Source organism: Ligilactobacillus sp. WC1T17, assembly GCA_900110005.1.
In the GTDB taxonomy this organism is placed as follows: domain Bacteria; phylum Bacillota; class Bacilli; order Lactobacillales; family Lactobacillaceae; genus Ligilactobacillus; species Ligilactobacillus ruminis_A.
Genome location: FOCC01000008.1, coordinates 76,975 through 101,604, shown reverse-complemented (window position 1 = coordinate 101,604; position 24,630 = coordinate 76,975). Strand labels below are relative to the sequence as shown.

At 40.4% G+C, this 24,630-nt stretch carries 22 protein-coding genes; 4 read left to right on the top strand and 18 right to left on the bottom strand.

Features of this window, described 5'->3' with window-relative positions:
* Positions 1-42: 42 nt before the first annotated feature.
* The 6 genes from BMX26_RS06545 to pth form a co-directional block, all read right to left on the bottom strand.
* The gene (locus BMX26_RS06545; protein WP_075530639.1) at positions 43-546 is read right to left on the bottom strand and encodes a S1 domain-containing RNA-binding protein; all 504 of its coding nucleotides are present in this window, start codon (positions 544-546) and stop codon (positions 43-45) included.
* A 93-nt stretch (positions 547-639) separates the two neighbouring features.
* A complete protein-coding gene (locus tag BMX26_RS06540) occupies positions 640-1,029 on the bottom strand; it encodes an FtsB family cell division protein (RefSeq protein ID WP_082272500.1) in 390 nt (129 codons plus the stop codon).
* Positions 1,030-1,102: 73 nt separating this feature from the next.
* Complete coding sequence (locus BMX26_RS06535) at positions 1,103-1,372, bottom strand: RNA-binding S4 domain-containing protein (protein WP_075530638.1); 270 nt, start codon at positions 1,370-1,372, stop codon at positions 1,103-1,105.
* A gap of 2 nt (positions 1,373-1,374) precedes the next feature.
* The gene (locus BMX26_RS06530) at positions 1,375-2,943 is read right to left on the bottom strand and encodes a putative polysaccharide biosynthesis protein (protein ID WP_075530637.1); all 1,569 of its coding nucleotides are present in this window, start codon (positions 2,941-2,943) and stop codon (positions 1,375-1,377) included.
* Entirely contained in the window at positions 2,940-6,476 is a 3,537-nt protein-coding gene (gene mfd / locus BMX26_RS06525) for a transcription-repair coupling factor (protein WP_075530636.1), read from the bottom strand. Before mfd ends, BMX26_RS06530 begins: the two co-directional genes overlap by 4 nt.
* A gap of 13 nt (positions 6,477-6,489) precedes the next feature.
* A complete protein-coding gene (pth, locus tag BMX26_RS06520; RefSeq protein ID WP_075530635.1) occupies positions 6,490-7,047 on the bottom strand; it encodes an aminoacyl-tRNA hydrolase in 558 nt (185 codons plus the stop codon).
* A gap of 332 nt (positions 7,048-7,379) precedes the next feature.
* Between pth and BMX26_RS06515 the strand changes: the two genes are divergently transcribed.
* On the top strand, positions 7,380-8,351 hold the full coding sequence (locus tag BMX26_RS06515; protein ID WP_075530634.1) for an L-lactate dehydrogenase: 972 nt from the start codon (positions 7,380-7,382) through the stop codon (positions 8,349-8,351).
* Between the two features lie 160 nt (positions 8,352-8,511).
* Entirely contained in the window at positions 8,512-9,147 is a 636-nt protein-coding gene (gene cbpA, locus BMX26_RS06510; protein WP_075530633.1) for a cyclic di-AMP binding protein CbpA, read from the top strand.
* A 28-nt stretch (positions 9,148-9,175) separates the two neighbouring features.
* Here cbpA and BMX26_RS06505 read toward each other — a convergent pair whose 3' ends face one another.
* The 9 genes from BMX26_RS06505 to BMX26_RS09615 all read right to left on the bottom strand — a co-directional run bounded on the left by BMX26_RS06505 (position 9,176) and on the right by BMX26_RS09615 (position 16,260).
* Entirely contained in the window at positions 9,176-9,394 is a 219-nt protein-coding gene (locus BMX26_RS06505; RefSeq protein ID WP_075530632.1) for a hypothetical protein, read from the bottom strand.
* A 3-nt stretch (positions 9,395-9,397) separates the two neighbouring features.
* Positions 9,398-9,772 (bottom strand): type II toxin-antitoxin system PemK/MazF family toxin, encoded by a 375-nt coding sequence (locus BMX26_RS06500; protein WP_075530631.1) that lies wholly within the window; start codon positions 9,770-9,772, stop codon positions 9,398-9,400.
* 25 nt (positions 9,773-9,797) lie between these two features.
* Positions 9,798-10,916 carry an alanine racemase gene (alr, locus tag BMX26_RS06495; protein ID WP_075530648.1) on the bottom strand — a complete coding sequence of 373 codons (1,119 nt, stop codon included), beginning with the start codon at positions 10,914-10,916 and terminating at the stop codon, positions 9,798-9,800.
* A 14-nt stretch (positions 10,917-10,930) separates the two neighbouring features.
* A complete protein-coding gene (acpS, locus tag BMX26_RS06490) occupies positions 10,931-11,299 on the bottom strand; it encodes a holo-ACP synthase (protein ID WP_075530630.1) in 369 nt (122 codons plus the stop codon).
* A 130-nt stretch (positions 11,300-11,429) separates the two neighbouring features.
* On the bottom strand, positions 11,430-12,902 hold the full coding sequence (locus BMX26_RS06485; RefSeq protein WP_075530629.1) for a DEAD/DEAH box helicase: 1,473 nt from the start codon (positions 12,900-12,902) through the stop codon (positions 11,430-11,432).
* A gap of 84 nt (positions 12,903-12,986) precedes the next feature.
* A complete protein-coding gene (locus tag BMX26_RS06480; protein ID WP_075530628.1) occupies positions 12,987-14,357 on the bottom strand; it encodes a UDP-N-acetylmuramoyl-tripeptide--D-alanyl-D-alanine ligase in 1,371 nt (456 codons plus the stop codon).
* 149 nt (positions 14,358-14,506) lie between these two features.
* Positions 14,507-15,397: a zinc metalloprotease HtpX gene (gene htpX / locus BMX26_RS06475; RefSeq protein WP_075530627.1), complete on the bottom strand. Its 891-nt coding sequence runs from the start codon at positions 15,395-15,397 to the stop codon at positions 14,507-14,509.
* A 15-nt stretch (positions 15,398-15,412) separates the two neighbouring features.
* Positions 15,413-15,967, bottom strand: a complete 555-nt coding sequence (locus tag BMX26_RS06470; protein WP_075530626.1) for a LemA family protein — start codon at positions 15,965-15,967, stop codon at positions 15,413-15,415.
* A 152-nt stretch (positions 15,968-16,119) separates the two neighbouring features.
* Positions 16,120-16,260, bottom strand: a complete 141-nt coding sequence (locus tag BMX26_RS09615; RefSeq protein WP_173647549.1) for a hypothetical protein — start codon at positions 16,258-16,260, stop codon at positions 16,120-16,122.
* A 171-nt stretch (positions 16,261-16,431) separates the two neighbouring features.
* Between BMX26_RS09615 and BMX26_RS06465 the strand changes: the two genes are divergently transcribed.
* Positions 16,432-16,860, top strand: a complete 429-nt coding sequence (locus BMX26_RS06465; protein ID WP_075530625.1) for a GNAT family N-acetyltransferase — start codon at positions 16,432-16,434, stop codon at positions 16,858-16,860.
* 494 nt (positions 16,861-17,354) lie between these two features.
* Here the strand turns inward: BMX26_RS06465 and BMX26_RS06460 are convergent, their stop codons facing one another.
* The 3 genes from BMX26_RS06460 to BMX26_RS06450 form a co-directional block, all read right to left on the bottom strand.
* Positions 17,355-19,184 (bottom strand): ABC transporter ATP-binding protein, encoded by a 1,830-nt coding sequence (locus tag BMX26_RS06460; protein WP_075530624.1) that lies wholly within the window; start codon positions 19,182-19,184, stop codon positions 17,355-17,357.
* Positions 19,185-20,912: an ABC transporter ATP-binding protein gene (locus BMX26_RS06455; RefSeq protein ID WP_075530623.1), complete on the bottom strand. Its 1,728-nt coding sequence runs from the start codon at positions 20,910-20,912 to the stop codon at positions 19,185-19,187.
* A gap of 176 nt (positions 20,913-21,088) precedes the next feature.
* Complete coding sequence (locus BMX26_RS06450; protein ID WP_075530622.1) at positions 21,089-21,859, bottom strand: TIGR02452 family protein; 771 nt, start codon at positions 21,857-21,859, stop codon at positions 21,089-21,091.
* A gap of 156 nt (positions 21,860-22,015) precedes the next feature.
* On the opposite strand from BMX26_RS06450, the gene BMX26_RS06445 reads away from it, so the two are divergent.
* Positions 22,016-24,361: a helicase C-terminal domain-containing protein gene (locus tag BMX26_RS06445; RefSeq protein WP_075530621.1), complete on the top strand. Its 2,346-nt coding sequence runs from the start codon at positions 22,016-22,018 to the stop codon at positions 24,359-24,361.
* The last annotated feature ends 269 nt before the right edge of the window (positions 24,362-24,630 follow it).

The window sequence follows — 24,630 nt, the reverse complement described above, 5'->3', positions numbered from 1 at the left end:
ATTTTACCTAAAAAAAGAGGCCGGTTACCCAGCCTCTAATAATTATGAACGACGACCGCCACGGCCCCCGCGTTTACCTTCCGTATTACGTTTCAAAGAGGTTAACCGTTCGTCACTTTCTTTCAAGAAACCGGCCAACAAAGAATCAAAATCTTTACGCTTGCCTTCTTGGTGATGTGGTTGTGATGCAAATTTTTTATTTACAGGGCCTCTGGTATGTCCTTCATGGGCATGGTTATTATTGGCACGGCCTTCAAATTTCTTTGAACCATCAAATTTTTTATGGTAGCCTTCACGCTTTTGGGCTGGCTTATCCTGCGCCTTTCTGATGGAAAGACTCACCTTACCATCATCCCCCACGGAAAGCACTTTAACTTCTACTTCATCACCGATAGATAAAACATCATGAATATCCTTAACAAAGTTATCGGATACTTCGCTGATGTGAACTAAACCGGTCTTATTATCCCCTAAATCAACAAAAGCCCCAAAATTTGTGATACCTGAAACTTTGCCCTTGATTTTTGCACCAACTTCAATTGACATAAAAAAAATTTTCCTCCTAGAAATTCTTGTGACTTCAGTATAACATAATTACCTTATATTTATACAAATTCTAAAAAGAAAATTTATGCTGATTTATTCAGATGTTTTTTTCGTAATATCCTTAAGACTAAAAATAATTTCATTATTTTTTGAATAAAGATACTTTTTACGAATTAATTTTTGCACATAATCGTTGTCATTTAATTGGGCTACCTGTAAATTAAGCTGCTTATTTTCTGCAGTAACTTTTTTAAGCTTAGCTGAGGCTTGCGTTTGGCGTTCCCGATAACTGTTGGTTTTTAAAGAGTTAGTTGCCGTAGCAAAAACTGCCCCCAACACAACAAACAGTACAATTAATCCTAAAACGTTGCGGAACAAAAGATAGCTCCGATATTCTTTAAGATAATTATCATGAGCTTTACGTTGTGCCATCTGTTTTTGATAATAAGGATTATCAATGACCGAAATTTTGCTGTCTTTCACCTTGCTCGCCTCACTTTTTCATTTTATACCAACATTATAGCAAATAAACATCTAGACTATTATTTCAAAAAGTTTACAAACGAAAATCTTCCTTATATTCTTCGCTGACAACTTCATACATACCTTGCGCTTCATCTTTTTTGGTCGTCTCTTTAAGCTCATTGACTTTAATTTTCAACGTTTTATTACCAAAATTAATCACCAAAATATCACCAACATTCACTTCAGAAGATGATTTGGCCTTTTTATCATTAATCGTAATCCGTCCTTGATCAGCGATATCTTTAGCTACACTACGTCTTTTAATCACGCGTGAGACCTTTAAATATTTGTCTAATCTCATTTCTATTCCTCATTTCTAATCTTAACAACCAGCTGCCATAGATACTCGCCCTTAGGCAATACCAGCCACTCCGCTTTTGTAAAAAGCTTTAGATATGCTACTGCAACAAAAAAGACTACCGCACCAATAAGTGCCAAAAGCAGACCTTCACCACCAAACATCAGCCGTCCAGCGCCAAGGTTAAGCACTAAATCAGCTAAAAAGACTGCTAGCCACATCATTGCACAAGCTAAACTTAATTTTAAACTGAAAGTTAAATCCAGTAAACCGCGAATTTCTTTAGGGCAAGCTTTGATAATCAACCCCAGCGCTGCCAGTAAAGCAAGCACTGTCGCTAAGCTGGCGCCACTAATACCTAACATTTTGATTAAAGGACCATTTAACAATATTTTGACCCCAATCCCCGCTAATAAAGCTGTCACGGTTTCCTTGATGTAATTTAAGCTTTGCAAAATCGCATTAAAGGTACCGATGAGGGTCATCAGCACAATACTAACCACATACACATCCAGGCTTTGGCTCAAAAAGCAATCACCGAAAAGCAAAGTGTTTAACTGGGGCATAATACTAATCATCCCCACTGTGGCTGCCATAGCCAAAGTCAGGCTGATTTTAAGCAGCGTTTTAGCCGTGGCTAAAAAAAGATCAGCCTGTTTTTTTACTTTAGCCCTTTCTAAAGCCGGCAGCAGCGAAGATGAAAAACCTAACGCTAAAGCCATCCCCAGCTGAACGAGCGGCTGAGCCCTGTCATAAGCACCTTTGATATTTTGGGCTTCAAAAATTTTCAATCCACTGTAAGACAGATTTTTCATGACCGTAAAAGAATCCACCAGCTGCAACAAAACCATCAAGGAAGCAAAAAGACAGATGACAATCCCATCTGTAGCTAAATGCCAGGCCAAAAAGCGGTAAGATTCCACCTTAACTTTTGCCTTTGGGGTAAAAAGCCGGTAAAAGCCAAGCATCACGCTTAAAGCACCCATTGCACCAAAGGTTGACCCTAACATTGCATAGGCGCCCATTTGATACAGCGACCAATGGTATTTGGCAAAACACAAAGCACAAACTAAAATCACCGCCACTCTGATGACTTGTTCTGCCACCTGCGACAAGGCCACCGGAATCATCCTTAATGTTCCTTGATAATATCCTCTTGGCACCGCTAAAAACGGCATAAATAAAAACATCCACGCCACGCTTTTAATCAGTAAAGCTAATCCCGGATCGCCCATCAGTAACGCTAAAGTATGTGCTTTTAGCTGCAAAAAAGCAAAGATTAATAACCCCAAGACTAATAAAATGTTAAAAATCTTTTTTAACATTGCTATTTGAGCCAAGGGATTATCTTTTTTCGCGACCAATTTAGACAGATAAACGGGAAAACCGCTTAAAGCAAACGTCATGCCAATGCCATAAATGGGATATACCTGTTGATAAACATAAAAGCCGGCATTACCGACAATATTTTGAAACGGAATCCGGTAAAAGGCGCTTAAAATCTTCGCGATTATCCCGGCTAAGGCTAAGATTACCGCTGCTTTCATCGCTTTTTCAACCTGTTCACTTTTCATGTTTTTTCCTCAACTTTTTTAGGTTCATTGTCCAAATTACGGGCTAATTGGTGCACCGTTTGTTCTACGGTGTAAAGCAAGGCCGCATAATTAACCTGAGACGGTAATTTAATTGTTACCAGTGTCTTTTGATTTTGGCTGCCAAAAGTAACCTTCAAATCACCAAAGGCCTCGATTACCTGGGAAATATCCTGTTTTGTTGTGGCTTCTTTTGAAAACAACACTTCAATTTTGTTATTTACCTGGCTGATTTTTTCAAGTAAAGCGTAATCGGCATACAATTTTAAAAGACCGATTTCAAGCAGGTTGGCTACTTCATCGGGATAAGCACCAAAGCGGTCTTCCAAGTCGCTTTTAATTTCTTCATATTCAGCTTCATTATGCAGCTGATGAATCCGCTTATAGATTTCAATTTTTTGGCGTGAATCTTCAATATAAGTTTCCGGCAGGTAGGCTTCAACTTGCAAATTAACTTCACAATTAGTCTTAGCCTGCTTTTTGACCCCGCGCTTTTTCGCCACTGCATCAGAAAGCATCTGCGTATATAAGTCATAGCCGACTGAATCAATGAAACCATGCTGCTGTTTACCTAACAAGTTGCCTGCCCCGCGAATGGATAAGTCGCGCATAGCAATTTTAAAACCTGACCCCAGTTCGGTGAAATCTTTGATAGCTTCTAACCGTTTTTCGCTGACTTCAGTTAACACTTTATCCGGCTGATACATGAAATAAGCATATGCCACCCGGTTTGACCGTCCTACACGCCCCCGCAATTGATACAGCTGAGCTAGTCCCATCTGGTCGGCATTTTCGACAAATAAGGTATTAACATTTGGCATATCAACACCTGTTTCAATAATCGTCGTTGTCACCAGCACATCATATTCGCCGGCAATAAAATCAAACAAAATGCCCTCCAATTGATTTTCTGTCATTTGTCCATGCACAAAACCGATTTTTGCTTCCGGCACCAACGTACTCAAGGTTTCAGCCACTTGTTCAATATCATGCACGCGGTTATGCAAATAAAAGACCTGCCCCTTGCGCGCCAATTCGCGTTTAATACCATCTGCAATTACGGTATAATTTTGTTCCATCACATAGGTTTGGATGGGATAGCGGTTCATCGGCGCTGTTTCAATCACTGACAAATCGCGCACGCCCAGCATCGACATATTAAGGGTTCGAGGAATCGGGGTCGCTGTCAAAGTTAAGACATCAACAGACGCTTTTAATTCTTTTAAACGTTCCTTATGCTTAACCCCGAAACGCTGTTCTTCATCAATAATCAACAAGCCCAAATCGGCAAATTTAACGTCTTTTGATAAAAGCCGGTGTGTGCCGACAATAATATCTAACCGGCCATCTTTCAACTTAGCTAAGGTCTCTTTAGTCTGCTTTGGGCTATTAAACCGCGAAAGCATCCCAATCTCAACCGGAAAATTTTCAAACCGCTTAAGCATCGTATCGTAATGCTGCTGCACTAAAACAGTCGTCGGTGCTAAAAAGGCAACCTGTTTGCCATCATCCACAGCTTTGAAAGCCGCCCGCAAAGCTACTTCCGTCTTGCCATAACCAACATCGCCAATCAAAAGCCGGTCCATCGGCCGCTTTTTTTCCATATCAAGCTTTATTTCCTTTGCACTGCGCAGTTGATCTTGCGTTTCAGTGTAAGGAAAGGCCGCTTCAAATTCTCTTTGGAGGCTGTCGTCTTTAGGAAAGGCATGCCCTTTAGCTAGCGACCTTTGTGCATACAGTTCAACCAATTCATCAGCAATGTCTTCAATTTTGGCAGCTACTCGGTTTTTCGTTTTCTGCCATTCACTGCCGCCTAATTTATTAACCCGCGGTGTCTTGCCTTCAGCTGAAACATATTTTTGCACCCGGTCAAGCTGGCTGACGGGAATGAATAATTTGGCATCATCCCGGTACAAAATAGTCATGTAATCCTGGTGTTTCCCCCCGACTTCTAAAGTTTCCATCCCCATAAAACGACCAATCCCGTGGTTAACATGCACCACATAGTCGCCTTTTTTCAGGTCGGTATAGCTTTTCAGTCGTTCGGTGTTAGCCATCGTTTGACGTTTAGGCTGGCGCTTTTTACGATTTTCAAATAATTCCGCTTCCGTTAACACCAGCAAATGCGCATTAGGCAATTCAAATCCCTGCTGCAAATTGCCCAAAACAAGCTGTAATTTAGCTTTAAAGACTTCTTTTGTTTGGGCCAAAACATAGCTTACTTTAAAATCGTTAAATGTCTGCTGAACTTTTGCCATGTGCTCCTTCGAATTGAGCAAAACGACAACCGTATCCTGGGCTTTTTGCCACCTTAGCGCTTCTGTTTTTAAGAGTGGCATTTGCCCGAAAAATTGCTGCGCATTTCGGCCTCTTAAATCATCAATTGAAGCTAATTTCAAGCGTCCCATGCCCTTTTTTAACAGTGAAAAGAAGATTTTATTTTGCTTAACCTGCTTTTCTAGGGTTCGCAAATCAAAATTGAGGCTATCTTTGGCAAAAATTTTGTGTTCAGCGATTTTTTCCGTCAGCCATGTTAAATCAGCCAAATCAAGCTTTTTTTCCTGTTCTTTTAATCTGACATAGTCATCGAAAATGACCATCCCGTCTTTAGCCAAATAATCACTGAGACTTTGCGCCTGGTCAGCATATAATTCTTGCGCAAATAGCAGACTTTTTTCACCTTTTAAGCCCGCTTTCCAGTCGGAAATAACCAATCCCACACTATTTTTAAGCTGACTTTGCGCCTCCTTAGTGAGGTTTTTATCTTCAAGGCTTTGCGCTAATTTTTCTTGCAGTCTTTTGGCTCCCTGCTCTAAAAGTTCACTAGACGCAACTAATTCCGTTGCTGGTAAGACAACCTGCTGCTGCTTGTTTTCCAAACTGCGCTGGTCAGCTGCGTCAAATAGCCGCAGCGAATCTAATTCATCATCAAAAAAATCCAGCCGCACAGGATTTTCGGTATTTAACGCATAAATATCAACAATCGAGCCGCGGATTGCAAAGTCACCGGGGCGTTCGACCAGCTTAGTCTGGGTATATCCCATCTGCATGAGCTTTAATTTGATTTCAGCTAAAACATATGTCTTTCCCACTTCAAAAGCTAATAAGTTATGCTCAAAAAAAGTTTTGGGTGGCAAAATCTTTTTAAAGCCCGACACAGAGCTGACGACAATGCAGGGCTTTTTCGAGGATAAATCAGCTAAACTTTTAACCCGTTGCGCTTTAAATTCCGGCGAACTGGTTGCTAATTCGACTGCCATTTCTTCTTCAACCGGAAATAAATCAACTTGCTCTTCAGCGATAAGGTTTGTCAAATCATCCGCCAAACTTTGTGCATGATACAAGTCATCACAGCATACCAACAGAGGTTTTTGCGTTTTTTTAAACAGTTCGGCTATTAAAACAGTCTTTAAAGAGCCGAAAACCCCCGTCACCAAATGGCGTCCGGGTTCTTTAAGATTTTGATAGAAAGTTTTGACGTTTGACGCACCATTAAATAATTCGCTTAACTCCATTTAATCACCTGTATTAGTTAAACTTGTTCATTGTCTGCATAAAATTATCATTTTCCAACCAATCATCAAGCGCTGAAACCACGTGCCCTAATCCAGCTTCAAACGCCACCTTTTCACTTTGAGAAAAGCGTCCTAAAACCCAATCAACCACAGTCATCTTTTCCGGATGACCTATGCCTAATCGAGCTCGTTTGAATTTTTCGGTGCCAAGATGCTTGATGATACTTTTAATACCATTATGTCCGCCGGCAGATCCTTTTTGCCGCAACCGTAATTTGCCCACTTCCAAGTCCATGTCGTCATGAACGATGATTAAATCTTCAACATCAAGTTTATAAAAAGCGACAATTTGCTTCACTGCTTGACCGGATTCATTCATATAAGTCGTCGGCTTGGCCAATAGCACTTTTTGGCCAGCCACCATTCCTTCAGCTAGCATCGCATCAAACTTTTGCTTATTGAACATTAAGCCGTGTTCCTTGGCAAAAGCATCTACTGTCATAAAACCGGCATTGTGTCTTGTGCCTTCATATTCTTTACCGATATTTCCTAAACCAACAATTAATTTCATCACTATATCCTTTCATTATTTACAAAAAAATATGGAATTTTTTGTAAGCGTTATCTTTTTTAAATTTGTTTGCATCAACGAAAATATGCCGCGCTATTAAGGCTCAATTATTATCAATTAAGATAAATCAGCTTTCTAACGCGGTTTTCCCATTAATATTTTTACCCGTAAAATTCAAAAACAGGTTTTATTTTTCCCCAAGTATAACATAAATTAGTAAATAAAATTGAAAAAACATCTTTATCATTGAAAACATTTCCCCAATTTCTGTAATCCATGTTATAATATAACCGTATCAATTAGTTACTTTTTTTAAGAAAGGATGTATTACTGTGTCAAAAACACAAAATCATCAAAAAGTTATGTTAGTCGGCGATGGCGCCGTTGGTTCTAGTTATGCATATGCTATGGCATTGCAAGGTATCGCTGAAGAATTCGGTATCATTGACGTTGTCAAGGAACGTACTGAAGGCGATGCTTTAGATTTGCTTGATGCTACAGGTTACACATATCCAAAGAAGATCTACTCAGCAGAATACTCTGACTGCAAGGATGCTGACTTGGTTGTTATCACAGCCGGCGCACCACAAAAGCCAGGTGAAACTCGTCTTGACCTTGTAAACAAGAACCTTCGTATCTTGTCCACAATCGTTAAGCCAGTTGTTGATTCTGGTTTCCAAGGTATCTTCTTAGTTGCTGCTAACCCTGTTGATATCTTGACATACGCAACATGGAAGTTCTCTGGCTTCCCTAAGGAACGCGTTTTAGGTTCAGGTACATCTTTGGATACAGCACGTCTTCGTGTTGCTTTGGCTGACCTTACAGGCATCAAGGATCCTCGTTCAATGCACGCATACATCATGGGTGAACACGGCGACTCCGAATTTGCTGCATACTCATCAGCTTCCATCGGTTCAATGCCATTCTTAGACTGGGCTGAAAAGAACAACGTATCTAAGGATCAACTTGACAAGATTGAAGACGATGTTCGTAACAAAGCTTACGAAATCATCAACAAGAAGGGTGCAACATTCTACGGTGTTGCTGCTGCCTTGACTCGTATTTCTAAGGCTATCTTACGTGATGAAGATACGGTTCTTCCTGTTTCTGCATACATGGAAGGCCAATACGGCATCAACGATGTTTACATTGGTACACCAGCTGTTGTTAACGCAGACGGTATCAATCAAGTTATCGAAGTTCCTTTGAACGAAGAAGAATCTGCTAAGATGACTGCATCTGCTAAGACTTTGAAGCAAGTTCTCAACGATGGTTTGAAGAACCTTGAAGAAAGCCAAAAATAAACGTCCGCTTTAACTAGCTGGATTTTTGGGGCCCTGAATTTCAGGGCCTTTTTTATTTTTCAAAACTTGGATATACACTTACAGCTGCTTTTATGCTAAACTAGAGTATATTAGGATACTATGAAAGAAAAATTAAAATATTAGCAAAGGGGTTATTACTATGTTACTTAAAACATTGATCAAACCTAAAAAAGATTTGACAACTGTGCGTGAAGATGCCACTTTGGAAGAAGCCTTGAAAATCCTCGAAGATTCTGGTTACCGCTGTGTCCCAATCTTAGATGAAACAGGTAAATTATATCGTGGTAATATCTATAAAATGCATATTTACCGTCACAAGTCTCGTGGTGGCGATATGAGCTTGCCTGTAACACATCTGTTGAAGAATGCCACTAAATTCGTCTCCATCAATTCTGCCTTCTTCAACGTTTTCTTCACTATCAAAGACTTGCCTTACATCACCGTGCTTGATGAAAACAACAACTTTTATGGCATTTTAACCCATAATCGCTTGTTGAACATGCTTTCACAATCATGGAATGTCAATGTCGGCAGCTATGTTTTAACCGTTGTTTCGGCTGGTGACCGTGGTGACCTCGTTGATATGGCAAAAATCATTACTAAGTATACTTCAATTGCCAGCTGCATGACTTTGGATGTTCAACAAGGCGAATTAGTAAGACGGACCATGTTTACTTTGCCTGCCGATGTTTCTCACGAAAAATTAGAAACAATTGTCAAAGCTTTGGAAAAGAAAAATTTCAAAGTTCCTGAAATTGAAGATTTGCAAGCATAAAAAAAGAGGCTGTTTGCAGCCTCTTTTTTTATGCTTTTTCAATATCCAAAACTAAATCAACATATTCTTTTTTAGGATGAAATTCATCATGAATGATATAAGTGCTGTTTTTAACCAGCCATCTAGTCTTCGTATCACCCACCATTAAATAATCACCGGCATGCAAAACGGTAGGCAATTCAACAATCACTTGACCTGAACCGTTTTGAATAGGTACATTTGCATTAAGCTGTGTCTTGTAAGCCATTTTTTACCTCTTTTCTGCTAAACCAACACTAATTGCCAAAGCCTGATTCAAGGCACTAATTTCTTTTGGCGTTAAATAACCGATTTTCTTTTGTAATCTTTGTTTATCAATCGTCCGCAATTGTTCTAACAAAGCAACCGAATCTTTAACCAGCCCTGTTGACACTTTAGCTGATTTTTTTTCGATTGCTACATGCGTTGGCAATTGCGGCTTTGAAATTTTAGAGGTAATTGCCGCAACAACTAAGGTGGGACTGTATTGGTTACCCACATCATTTTGCACGACAACAACCGGTCTTAATCCTCCTTGTTCAGATCCGACCACCGGCGACAATTTCGCGTAAAAAATATCTCCCCGTCTAATCTTATCTTTTTGCATTCCTTCACACTCTCTTATAGTTGAGCTACTTATGATAAATACGTGGCACCCGCTGTGAAATGTTGCATAAAATTTCGTAATGGATGGTCCGGGCGTAATCAGCAGCATCTTGGGCCGTGATCGTTTTATCACCATTTTGGCCGATTAACGTTACTTTAGTACCCTTCTTAAATGCTTTTGGTAATTTAACCATAAATTGATCCATGCAGATGCGGCCCACAATTGGACAATATTGGCCTTCAATTAAAACTTTAAAGCCCTGCATCCGTCTCAGCCAGCCATCCGCATACCCCAACGGAACCGTTCCAATATAAGCATCTTCATCTAAAGTATAGGTTTTACCATAGCCAATTCCTGACCCCTTGGCTAATTTGCGTACCAAAACCAGTTCGCTTTCCAAGCTGAAGGCTGGTTTGATAGCCACCGGCAAGGTCAACTCACGGCCTGATGGATTAAGTCCATACATAGTAATCCCATATCTAATAGCGTTGCCTCCACAATCCTGATGCCACATGGCTGCTGCTGAATTAGCCACATGAACATACTTAGGCAATCTGGTTAACGCCTTTTTCAACTGGTTAAATTTGGTAATTTGAACTTGATAATAACTCATATCTTGCGTATCGGCACAGGCAAAGTGAGTAAAAATTCCTTCAAATACAAACTGCTCTTGATGCTCAGCTATAAATTGTTCAGCGGCTTTGACATCTGCTTCATTGGTAAAACCAATTCGACCCATGCCCGTATCAAAGGCTAAGTGAACCTTAAGCTTTAAACTTTTTTGAGCCAATAAAGGCGCCGCTGTTTGCAAAAATTCCAAGTCACCTACAGCCACAGACAAATCATTTTGGGCCATGAGACATGCCTGATCAGCTGGATTGACGCCTAAAATAAGCACCAAATCATCAAATCCCGCTTCTCTTAAAGCCAACCCTTCATCAATAATTGCTACGCAAAAGCCCGTAGCCCCAGCTTCTTTGGCTGTCTTGGCTACTTCGAGCATTCCATGTCCATAGGCATCAGCCTTTACTACTGCAAAAAGTTCCTGTCCTTTTGCCAAACGGTTCATTTCCAATTCAACATTTTGTTTGATTGCCCCAAGATCAACTATTGCTTGGGCATTACGGTGTATACCTGCCACCATGTTTTCATCTTCTCTCAAGAATTAATTTCTTCCAAAATAACGGACGTCATCACTAAACTATCGGTATGTGAAATCGATAAATGCGTCTTTAAAAGCCCTAAGCGCGGATGTTTATTGATATACGGCTTACCGCTAGCGTCATTTAAAATCTCAACGGCTTGTAAAGACACAAACTTGCCAATTCCCGTCCCTAAAGCTTTGCTATATGCTTCTTTAGCTGAAAAACGTCCCGCTAAATATTCAAAACGTCTTTTTCCCTTAAGTTCATTAAAATAGGTCCATTCATTTTCTGTTAAGACCTTGCGTGCAAAATGAGGATTTTTCATATCAGCTTTTTTGATACGCTCAATCTCAGTTAAGTCAATGCCATGTCCAAAAATCATTTCATTACCTCTTCTAAACTACACTATCATATTTTACAAAAGAAAAAGCCCTAAAAGCAATAATTCTTAACGATTATTCACAAATAATTTCAAAAAAGAGGCTGAGTCAAGCTCAACCTCTTTTTAGGCTTTAATCTTTTTTACTACGCATCGTGTATGAACGCTTCTTAGCTTGATGCTTCCGGTCACGGTCATATTTATCACGTCCATGACGGTCATTGTGTCTGAATTTACCTGAACCTTTGGACTTGCCGTAGAATTTCTTTTTTGAACCTTTGCGGCGTGGCAAAGGACGTTCCGGCGTAATTTTAACTGGGACTTGACTAGCATCATCTTTGGTCATTTCATTGAGCAAAGCAGCCGCAATTTCAACAGCATCATATTGTTCCAATAATTCGTTGGCTTGATCAGCGTATTTTTCAACATCCGTCTTTTCAACCAGCGTTTTAATATCAGTTAAAGCACTGGATAATTGCCCGATGAAGGCTTCCTTAGCTGTAGGTGGACGTAAAGGTTCCATCCGTTTCTTCGTCAAAGCCTCAATGACCCGCAAGTATTCCATTTCATTTGGTGTCACAAAAGTAACTGAAACCCCATGGTGTCCGGCACGCCCTGTCCGGCCAATCCGGTGCACATAACTTTCAGGATCTTGCGGAATATCATAGTTATAAACATGCGTTACCCCAGAAATATCAAGCCCTCTGGCAGCCACATCCGTTGCCACCAAAATGTCCAGCTTACCTTCCTTGAACCGCTTCAAAATACTCATCCGCCGTTGCTGGGTCAAATCCCCGTGAATACCGGCCGCATTGTAACCTCTAGCTTCCAAGCCTTTGGATAATTCATCCACCCGCCGCTTTGTTCGACCAAAAACAATTGTCAGTTCAGGCGCTTGAACATCTAAAATCCGCGTCATAATATCGAATTTTTCGTAATCTTTAGCCCTGACAAAATATTGATCAACCAAGTCTGTCGTCAATTGCTTAGCTTTAATCTTAACAACCTGTGGTTCATGCATAAACTTTTCGCCAATGTTTAAGATGGCTTTAGGCATGGTTGCTGAAAACAAAAGCGTTTGCCGTTTGTCCGGTGTTTGTTTAATAATGGCTTCAATATCTTCTAAGAAGCCCATATCAAGCATTTCATCAGCTTCATCCAACACCAGCATTTTAACATGTGACAAATCAACGGTTTTACGCTTAATATGATCGAGCAACCGTCCTGGTGTCCCCACTAAAATTTGCGGCACATGCTTCAACAAGTTGATTTGGCGTCTAATATCAGCCCCGCCATAAACTACCTGCACCTTGGCGCGCTTATCCTTGCCCAAACGGAACAATTCTTCTTGTGTTTGAATTGCCAGTTCACGGGTTGGTGAAATAACAATTGCTTGGATATGGGGATCTTTAACATCGACATGCTGCAAAATCGGCAAGCCAAAAGCAGCGGTCTTCCCTGTCCCTGTCTGTGCCTGGCCAATAACATCAATACCTGCTAAAACCAAGGGAATGGTTTGGGCTTGAATCGGGGTTGCTTCTTCAAAACCGCTGCGTTTAATCGCTTTTAACAGGTTTTCTTCTAAGCCAAGTTCATCAAATTTCAATAAATTTTTCCTCCTAAAATTCTACTGCCTCTCTTAATAACTAAAAGAAGGGACCAGAAAAGTCAGCCCCTTCTTATCGTTACTTTATGACATTAAACCTTGCAAAACTTGTTCTAAATGAATACCGTGGCTGCCCTTGAGCATAACCATATCATCGGCAGTCAATTTAGCCTTTAAATCTTGCAATAATAACTCTTTTTGGTTGGGTTGATAATGATGGATTGAAGCCTTTTCATATTTCATCAAAAGTGCTTGCGCTAAATTCTCCATCAAAGGTCCGCACAAGAAAACTTCGCTAATCTTTTGGGGATCAAGCTTAGTAGCTAAGCCCGCATGCATCTGCGGACCTTGTTCACCCAGTTCAAGCATATCGCCTAAAACTGCATAACGCTTGCCCTTCACCGGTGCTTGGGAAAAAGCCGTTAAAACTTCACCACAAGCTGTTGGATTAGAATTATAAACATCACTTAAAACCGCTGCTCCATTAGCTGCTGTCAGCCATTCCGTCCGGTTCTTCGTTAAATCAAAATGTTCTAAGGCTTGCGCCATCTGCTTGGGATTAATATGAAATAAATCACCCACACTTAAAGCTGCCAAAGCATTTTTAACATTGTAGGCTCCAATCATTGGAATTGTAAAATTCATCTCAGGCCATTGTTTAACTCTAAAGCTGGTTTTTTCAGCGTTGCTAACAATATTTTGCGCTTGCAGGGAAACATTGCTGCCAGTCCCAAAAGTTCTCGTTTCAAAATCAACTTGGCTGGCTCTTTCAACCAATAAAGGTTCATCACCATTATAAATTAAAACGCCGTCTTCTTTTAAGCCATGGGTAATTTCCATCTTGGCATCAGCAATCTTATCTCTAGTCTTGAAAAACTCAATGTGAGCCTCACCAATCATGGTAATAACGGCCACATCAGGCTCGGCAATTTTGCTTAAAGCATCTAATTCGCCGAAATGATCCATCCCCATTTCCACCACAAGAACTTCAGTATTGGGTTCCATGGAAAGAGCTGTCAAAGGTACACCGATTTCATTGTTGAAATTATCTTGTGTTTTAGCCACGTTAAATTCAGTGGCTAAAACGGCTGCAATCATATCCTTGGTTGTCGTTTTGCCGTTACTTCCTGTGACAGCTACTACTTTAGGGTTGATTTTTTGCAGATAATACTTGCCCAGCTGTTGCATCGCCTTTAAGGTATCTTCTACTTCCAAGACGGGCAAATCTTGCGGCATATTGGCATGCCCTTTTTGCCATAAGGTAGCACAAGCACCATTGTTTTTAGCAGCTTCAACATAATTATGACCATCATGTTCTGCTATTAAAGGGATAAAAAGAGCTCCCTTGGTTAAAGTGCGGCTATCAAAGCTGACACCCGTCACCATCACTTGCTCAAAACTAGCTTCAGGTTCCACCCCTAAAGCACGTGCAACCTCAGATAATTGCATCTTCATGCGTAATTTCTTCCTTTCTAGCCAAGCTGGCTATGCGCAACGCTTAGCGCCGTTTACAAATACAGTCCGTTTATATTGTACCATAATTACTTTTACATTTGAAAGCAAAACGACTAAAAACCCCATTTAAAATAAATGGGGTTTTGCTCTTACATCTGTCTTAAGCGCGCAATTCGTTTTGCTGTAGGCGGATGCGTATCAAAAAGATGAGTCCACGAACTTTCCTTAAAAGGATTTTCAATATATAAAGAAGCACTGCTAGGGTCTGCTTGACTCATCGGCTCACTATTAGAAATTTTCTCCAAAGCTGAAATTAATCCCTGCGGATTACGGGTCAATTCGACTGCTGAAGCATCGGCCAAATATTCACGATTGCGTGATAAAGCCATCTGTGCCATTGTAGCTGCCAAAGGGGCAAAAATAAGTGCTAAAAGCGACAACACCAGCATGATAACATCTAGGCCTTGACCTTCCTCATCATCATCTCTTTGGCGTGGGCCAAACCACATTGCATTTGAGCCGATATTAGCCAAAAAAACAACGGCTGAAGCCAAAGCCAAGGCTGTGGTTTGCAGCCGAATATCATAATTTCTGATATGCGAAACTTCATGCGCCATTACGCCTTCTAGTTCAGCCCGGTCAAGTCTTTCCATTAAACCACGGGTAGCCGCGACTGCCGAATGCTCAGGGTCAGGCCCTGTAGCAAAAGCATTGGGACTTTCATCATCAATAATAAAGACCCTTGGCATGGGGATTTTGCCGACCAACGCCATATCTTCTACAATATGCCACAATTCAGGGGCTTGATTAGGGCTGGTAATCTCAACAGCATTGTTCATATTCATCACTAATTCAGTTGATTGCGACAAAGTCAAAAACATGTAAACTGCACCAACGACTACTGCCAAAATAACGCCCATACTAAGACTTCTGGCCAAATAATAGCCCAAAGCCGCCCCTATTACTGCTAAAAGCAGCATGAAACCCAGCATAACAAAGATTGTTTTTCTTTTATTTGCATTAATTTGCTCATATAACAATCAAATCACCTATCTTTAAAAAGAAACCTTGGGTGCTTTTGTTTCCTCAACTGGTGTTTCCAAGTAATCCACCTTTTCCAAGCGATGAACTTTAGCTACCATATTTGAAGGGAAAGTCACCAGTTTTTGATTATAAGCAGCTGCCGAACTGTTAAATAATTGCCGTGAGTAGGCAATTTTATTTTCCGTATTCGTCAATTCTTCCATCAATTTGGTAAATTCTTGATTAGCTTTCAAATCAGGATAAGCTTCACTCAAGGCAAAAATCGACTTCAATGATGACGATAATTCATTGGAAAGTTCCATCTTGTCAGCATGTGCATCACTTGGCACAGCTGCCAGCTGGTTACGTAGGTTAATAACTTGGGCCAGCGTCTCTTTTTCATGCTTAGCATACCCCTTGGTTACTTCCACTAAGTTAGGGATTAAATCATTGCGCCGTTTTAATTGAACATCAATTTGACTCCAAGATTCATCTGTATAAACTTTGGCTTTTTGCAATCCGTTGTAAATCGAAACATAACCCAAAACCAAAATAGCAATAATTACTAAAATAATAATTAATAACATCTAGATTCCTCCTTTATCTTAAGAATACTATAGCAAATTATCCTGTGAAATGATACTAAGAGGTCTGTATCTTAAACAAAAATCAAGCAATAAAAAAAGAGGCCTAAAGCCTCTTTTTTCGATATGCTCTGCTGAGCAGTGGATTTACATTACTAGTAGCCGCGTAAGGTCTTAGCGTCAGAATCAAGTTTAGCAAAACCTGAGCCTGCAGACTTCTTTGGTTGTTTAGCACGGTCTTCCATAGCTTTACGAGCTAATGCCTTGCGTTCTTCTTTACTCAACTTCTTAGCCAATATCCTTCGCCTCTTTTCATATACTTCCACAAATGTGAATTACATCACACTTCTATTATAGTCTTCTTCAAAAATATTTCAAATAAAATGCAAGCGCTGTTACAAATTATTTTAATTGTCAATTAAAGTCGTTTGTTTTACGCTAAATACAACAAATAAAGGAGGCTTTTGATGCAAATTAAACAAACCACAACTTTAACGTCCCCAATTTATCAAGATGCTTTAGCCATTCGCAAAGCTGTCTTTATTGATGAACAAAAAGTTCCGCAAAGCCGGGAAATCGAACATGAAGCTGGCCCGATTTATTTTGTCGGCTATCTTGACGCTAAACCAGCCGTCTGTGCGCGCGCTTTGCTTGAAAATGAAAACACGTGGCACATCCAACGGGTCGCCTGCTTAAAAGAATTTCGCAGACAGGGTTTAGCCAAAAAATTATTGCAATATATCGAACAAAAGGCTAAAGAAAATAAGCTTGCATACTTGACTTTGGGTGCCCAAGACCAGGCCCAAGGCTTTTATTTAAGCCTTGGCTACCACGTCGTTGGCGCAGGCTTTTTAGATGCCGGTATTAACCATCACCGCATGGATAAAAAAATCTAGCTTGCAAATTCGGCTGCTATCTGCTATCTTAGACCTATGCGATGAGTCGAGGAAAACCAGGCAGCTTTAGCTGTTTTGCTGTTGCAACTAGTGGTTTATTTCGAATAGCGGGACACCATTACTGCCGGATTGCAGGGTGTCTGATTGATACGCATTGTGGAGTGCGCCAATCTATCTTTGAGGGTGCTTTGGCGAGCGGTCATACGCCGGTAGACTAAGCTCGTGGTAGCGCGGGAATCGGTACGATTCCAAGCGGACACAGCTTAGACGTAGGCGTATGCGAGTCAAAGCCCAACTAAACCAGGGTGCTTTGGCGAGCGGTCATACGCCGGTAGACTAAGCTCGTGGTAGCGCGGGAATCGGTACGATTCCAAGCGGACACAGCTTAGACGTAGGCGTATGCGAGCCAAAGCCCGACTAAAACCAGAGTGCAAAACTGAGCGCTTATCAAAGATACCGCAAAAAAAGAGGCTTGAATTTTCAAGCCTCTTTTTTTATGCTTCAATTTGATCAGCAAACTGACTGTTATAAAGGTCAGCATAAAAACCACTTTTAGCCATTAAGCTGTCATGGTTGCCGGTTTCAACAATCGACCCATGGTTCATTACAATAATCTTGTCAGCATCACGAATGGTTGATAAGCGGTGGGCCACCACAAAACTCGTCCGATTAGCCAGCAATTTATTCATTGCCTTTTGAATTAAAATTTCGGTTCTCGTATCAACTGAACTGGTAGCTTCATCCAAAATCAAAATTTCAGGATCAGCCAAGAAGGCTCTGGCAATGGTTAAAAGCTGCCGCTGCCCCTGGGAAATATTGGAAGCTTCTTCGTTCAAAACGGTTTGATAACCGTCAGGTAACTGTCGGATAAAACTATCAGCATGTGCTGCTTTAGCAGCCCTGATAATTTCTTCTTCAGTCGCATCCTCACGCCCATACTTAATATTTTCATAAATCGTACCGGTAAATATCCAAGTGTCTTGCAAGACCATCGCAAAGTGCGACCGCAAGTCTTCACGTGACATCTTACGCGTATCCACACCGTCTAGGCGAATCGCACCGCCTTTAATATCATAAAAACGCTCCAGCAGATTAATCAAAGTTGTCTTACCGGCACCTGTAGGGCCGACAATGGCAACCATTTTACCGGAAGCAGCTTCAAAAGTAAAATCTTTCATCAAAATTTCGTCATCAGAATAACCGAATTTGACATGTTCGAACAAAATCTTGGCATCCGTCTTTTCATCTGGCAAAACTTCAGTAGTTTCGCTCATGTCGGGTTCATCAAACACTTCGAAAATACGTTCCGCCGAAACAATCGTTGATTGAATGGTATTAGCCAAGTTAGCTAATTGTGTAATCGGTTGGGTAAATTGGTTCACGTATTGCAAGAAAGCCTGCACATCGCCTAAGGCCATCGTCCGTTTAGCAACCGCTACTCCACCGGCAATCGCAACAAAGACATAGCCGATATTTTTGATTAAGTTCATTGCCGGCATAATCAAGCCAGAAATAAATTGGGCCTTCCAAGAAGCTTCATAATAGCGTTCATTTTCAGCTTCAAACTCAGCAATCATATCTTCTTCTTTGTTGAAAGTCTTTAAGACTGTATGCCCAGCATAATCTTCTTCAACATAGTTATTGATTAAACCCAAACTCTTTTGCTGGCTGGCAAAGTACTTTTGCGACTTCGGAGCAATAACGGCGACCACAAAAAGCCCCAAAGGAATCGTAATGCAGGCAATTAAAGTCATCTTCCAGCTGATAGTCAACATCATGATGAAGACGCCGACAAAAGTAACCGAACTGGTCACTAATTGGGATAACGACTGTTGCAAAGTCCCGCCGATATTATCCATATCATTGACAGCTCTTGACATAATATCCCCATTAGAATGGGTATCATAATAGTTGATTGGCAGACGTTGCATTTTAGCTTTCATATCACGCCGCAAATTATAGACAACTTTTTGCGAAATATTAGCCATAATCAATTGTTGGGCCACTGACAACAGTAACGAAATCCCATAGCAAATCGCTACGGTGATTAAAATTTGGGTAATTTTATCAAAATCAATTGGAAACTTGGTGATATGCTGTCCCAATTTCATTTGGGCATAACCACTCATCACGCCTTTATAAATTTCAGTAGTAGCTTTCCCTAAAATCTTAGGCGTAACAATTTGAAAGATAACCGAACCAATAGCAAAAATAACCACGGCCAACAAGCCGTATTTCCAAGGGTCCATGTATGACAATAAGCGCTTGGTAGTCCCCCAAAAATTTTTGGCTTTTTGCGGTTTAACATTTACTCTTCTTGGCATCTACATGTCCCCCTTTCGGATTTGTGAATTGACAATTTCTTGATAGGTCTCATTATTTTGTACTAATTCTTGGTGAGTACCTTGACCAACCACTTGGCCCTCATCCAGCACCAAAATAAGGTCAGCTGCCAGCACTGTCGAGACACGCTGAGCCACAATGACCACAATACTCTTTTGAATTTCAGGATCTTGCTTCAAAGCTTGGCGCAATTTAGCATCCGTCTTGAAATCCAGTGCTGAGAATGAATCATCAAAAACATAAATGGCAGCTTTTTTCATCAAAGCTCTGGCAATTGCTAAACGCTGCTTTTGACCACCAGAGAAATTATTACCGCCTTGTTCCACTACCGCGTCCAATTGTTTAGGAAGTTCGGCCACAAAGTCCTTGGCTTGAGCAATTTCCAAAGCATGCCAAATTTCTTCGTCACTAGCATTAGGATTGCCAAACAGCATATTGCTCCGAATGGTTCCTTTAAATAAGACAGCCTTTTGCTGAACAAAAGAAACATGGTCATGCACATCTTTTTGGCTGGCCTTTCTAACGTCCAAACCATTAATTTTTACTTGACCATGACTGGTATCATACAAACGCGGAATCAAGTTAATCAAGGTTGACTTGCCACTACCGGTCCCGCCGATCACGGCAACTGTTTGACCGGCATGCGCTTTAAAGTCAACCCCCGTCAAGGCCGGTTTTTCAGCCTTGCCATAATAAAATTCAACTCCATCATATTCCAATTCAACTGGAGCTTGCGCAAATTTTTGCGGTTCACTTGGATCTAAAACCGTATCTTTAGTATCCAAAACTTCATTTAAACGTCCAGCAGCTGCTTGCGCTCTAGGAATGAAAACAAAGACCATGGACAACATCATAAAGCTAAATAAAATCATGCTGGCATAAGTCATAAAGGACACTAAATTCCCGACTTCCATGGTTTGATTGGCAATGAGTTTGGCCCCAAACCAAATAATCATCATATTTGTTCCATTTAAAATCACCGTTAAAATTGGAAACATCATGGACGCAATACTGAAGACGCGAATCCCGGTGTCAGTATAATCACGGTTAGCTTGATCAAAACGAGTTTGTTCAAAGGCATCTTGCCTAAAAGCACGGATAACCCTGACCCCTGTTAAACCTTCACGGAAAGTCAAATTAATTTGATCAATCTTACCTTGTAGGCTCTTAAAAAGCGGTACAGCAAAATACATCACAATTCCCATAGCTACTACAAGCAAAGGCACTGAAACCAAGAAAACCATTGTCAACCGCTTTTCACTTTGATAAGCCATAATGCTGGCTCCTATCACCATCAAAGGCGACATCAGCATCATTCTTAGCATCATCAAAACCACATTTTGAATCTGCAAAACGTCATTAGTCGTCCGCGTAATCAATGATGAAGTACTAAACCCGTCAATTTCTTGGTTGCCAAATCCTAAGACCTTGCGGAAAATATCTTTACGCAAAGTTGAACCGGCCTTTTGCGAAACATGGGCTGCTAAATAAACATTGCCGATGGAACCAATCATACCAATCGCCGCCACACCCAACATCTTCCAGCCGACTAGCCAAATATAACCGGTATCACCCTTGGCAACCCCATTATTAATCATATCTGAAGTCAAAGAAGGAAGGTACATATCACATATTACCTGTACCATCAAAAAGGCTACGGAACCTATCACAGTTGGCCACGAAAGCCGTTTTTTTAATAATTTATACATCCCTGATTTCCTTTCTTCAGTCCACAAGAGACCTTATTTATCTTTAACATATACTACTCTTCACTTTTTTTGTTGTCAATTTTTTTGACACAAATGAGCAAAAAACTACCAATAAATTCTCAAAGTTATCCAAAAAGGCAATAATCACCTTTTTCAAGATAATTATTGCCTTATACTTATAAAAGAATCTTGGCAAACGTCTGTAAAACACTTGGGTTATGCCAAATATCAAAATAAATATGGTCAAAACAGCCTAAAAATTCCGTACGGTCCAGGCATTCTTTGAAGATTGTTGCCACCATCTGCGGATCATTTTGCAAATAACCACAGCCAAAAGCGCCTAAAATAAGCTCTCGATCGCCATTTAACTTAAAGACTCTTAGTGTCCGCAAAATCTTTTCGCTCAAATTAGCATAGATTTTAGCCTGGTCAGGTACAATGCCCTTAGCTTTCATTTCCCTGATATCCGGTGCTGCCGTTGAAACCACATCAATATAGCGGAATTTGCTTAAAATACGATCTTCTTTTTCATCCCTTAACACCTTAATATGATGTGAATTAATAACCGCTGGCTGAATCAAATACCCTTGCGGATCCTGCGCATTCTCAAAATAATATGTTTGAATAAATTTGCGTAATTCGGGATAAAGATAACTATCACGGCACAGCATCTGTTCTTGACCTGCAACACCATCCATAAAATGTCCCCCTGGTGTATAAGGATCAGCAAAATTCATCACCCCAATTTTAGCCTGCTCATTGAACTGCTGAATGCGATACAATAAATTTTCATCCTTTATAAAAATATCAGGTGTACCTTCCCCAAGATTTGGTGTTTCATTAGGAATATCGATAAAAAGCTCTGAATCTTGTTTAACCAAAAACATCTCTACTTGAAAAAGATTCAGTGTTTTATGTCCCAATGCTTTATTAATCGTCGTATCCATTCCATTCACCTTTTAATTAATCCGTATTATTTATAATCTTCTAAAAAAATCCAAGTTCCATATTATCATAAAAAAACATCTTTTGGCGTAATTATTTTAATGATACTATACCAACAACCGCTTTTTTTGCTAGAATCAACCTAAAGGACTGATTACATGCAAACCAAATCAATCGGCATTCGCCAACTTGTTGAATTCACACTCAAAACCGGTGATCTAACAACTAGCAGGTCTAAAAGCCAAAATACGGCTTTAAACGGTACCCGCATCCACCAATTCCTGCAAGCTTCTTTTGACGAAAATACTAAAAAAGAAGTCGACCTCAAATACAGCTTTGATTTTAATGAACGTTTTCAAATTTTGCTGCATGGAAGGGCTGACGGTATCAAATATCACCATAATATTCCGCAAGAGGTTATTGAAATTAAAACATCTTCTCCAAATTTTAATGAATTATCTAAGAATATTTTAACACTTTACTGGGCACAATGCGAAATTTATGCTTATCTTTTAATGAAAAAATATCAGCTGCCTGCATTAAAGGTCACCTTGCTGTATTTTCAAACAACAACTGAAGAATTAACTAAAAAAAGCAAACACCTGACCAAAGATGCAGCTAAAAAACGTTTTATGCAAGCCATCACGGAATATGAAGAGTGGCTGCTGCTTTTAGATAAACTTAAGCAAGACCGCCAGCAAAGTCTTAAAACATTAACTTTTCCCTTCCCAAACTATCGTAAAAACCAATATGAATTGGCAGCCAGCGTTTATAAAACGATTGCTTTAAAAAAGCAGCTGCTCGTTGAAGCCCCCACAGGAACCGGAAAGACGATTTCCACTGTCTTTCCCGCTTTAAAAGCCATGGGAGAGGACCAAACGGAAAAAATTTTTTACCTGACAGCCAAAGAAAGTACGCGCAAGACATGTGAAGATACCTTAGCTTTACTGAAAACCAGGGTTCATTCCATTACCCTAACAGCTCGCGATAAAATCACCTTCGCCGAAGAATTAGACCTAGATGATAACCAAAATCCTTACTATTTAGGCTACTATGACCGGTTACGCCCTGCTTTAAAGGATATTTTGCAGCATGAAACACAGATTACTCGTCCTGTCATTGAAGCTTATGCCAAAAAACATTGCGTCGACCCCTTTGAGTTTTCCTTGGACCTTAGTTTATTTTGTGATTTTATCATTTGCGACTATAACTACCTCTTTGATCCTATGGTTTATTTGCAACGTTTTTTTGCCGAAAACACCAACAACAACTACTGCTTTTTAATTGATGAAGCCCATAATCTAGTCAGTCGCAGCCGTGAAATGTATACGGCTTCTTTAACGACAGCTTTGTTTGAAAATGCCATGGCTGAAGTTGCTCCTTTAAAAAATCAAACTCTAAACCGCCGTTTAAAAGAAGTTGCGTCAGCCTTTACAAACCTCAGTGCACCTATGGTTGAATTTAGCCAAGAAGAATTACTTTTAAGCGATCATTTGACCAGCATTACAAACCCTTTGGAGCGGCTGGTAAATTTCATCTTAGATCTGCTGCCAAGCCTGCCTGATTTAAAAAAATATCCATCCTTAAAAGAATGTTTCCTGCAAAGCTATACCTTTTTAAAAATCGACAGCTTCTTTGACGATAGCTTCCGTACAAAATTAACCTATCAAGATGCTAATCTAACGCTCAAGCTTTTTTCGCTGAATCCAGCCAAAATGCTGGCCGAAAGCCTTGAATTGGGCTCGGCATGTGTCTTTTTTTCGGCTACCTTAAGTCCCATGGATTATTTCAAAGAAATGTTTGGCTGTCAAAAAGCTTTATGCTACCAGCTGCCATCTCCTTTTGATCCGCATAATCTAAAAATTTTGCTGGCTGATTATATTGATGTAACTTATAAAAAGCGCAGCCAAAGCCTAAATGACATATCAGAACTCCTAAATAGCATGCTGGCACATAAAAAAGGTAATTACCTGCTGTTTGCCCCTTCTTACAGCTATCTTAAACAGCTATATCATAATTTTTGCGCTAAGTATCCGCAAAGCGCCGCTAAATTACAGGATGAACAAATGGACACCAAAGCTAAAGAGGCTTTTTTAGCTAATTTTGACCACCAGCATGAGCAGAGCTTTGTCGGTTTTGCTGTATTGGGCGGAAGTTTTGCCGAAGGAATTGATTTGGTTGGCGATAAACTGAGCGGCTGTTTGATTGTCACCGTCGGCTTGCCAGCTTTAAGCTTAGAAAATGATGCCTTAAAAAACTATTTTGAAGCTCAAAATGAAGATGGATTTCAAATTGCCTACCAACTTCCCGGTTTAAATAATGTCTTTCAAGCCGCTGGTCGCGTTATTCGTACTGAAACAGACCGTGGCGTTGTCTGCTTAGTCGACAAACGCTTTGCTAATCCCACTTACCAGCAATTTTTCCCACGCCATTGGCAGGTTAAACGCACGCAAAACCTTGCACAAATCAATCATGAATTACACCAATTTTGGCAGAAAAATTAATACAGCAAAAAAGAGGCTTGAAAATTCAAGCCTCTTTTTGTATAGCTGAGTACTCTGTTTTGCACCCTATGTAGTTGGGCAATCACTCGCATGAGCCTATAAATAAGCACAACCACCTTGGGTTCTTAACAGCCCCGCTGCGGTGGTCGCAGCTTATTTTACGGCTCATAACCGTTCGTGATTGCACCCTATGTAGTCGGGCTTTTCTTGGCAAGCTCCTAAAGCTAAGACCCTTACCCCTTGGGGCTTGACAGCCCGCGGCGGGTTCA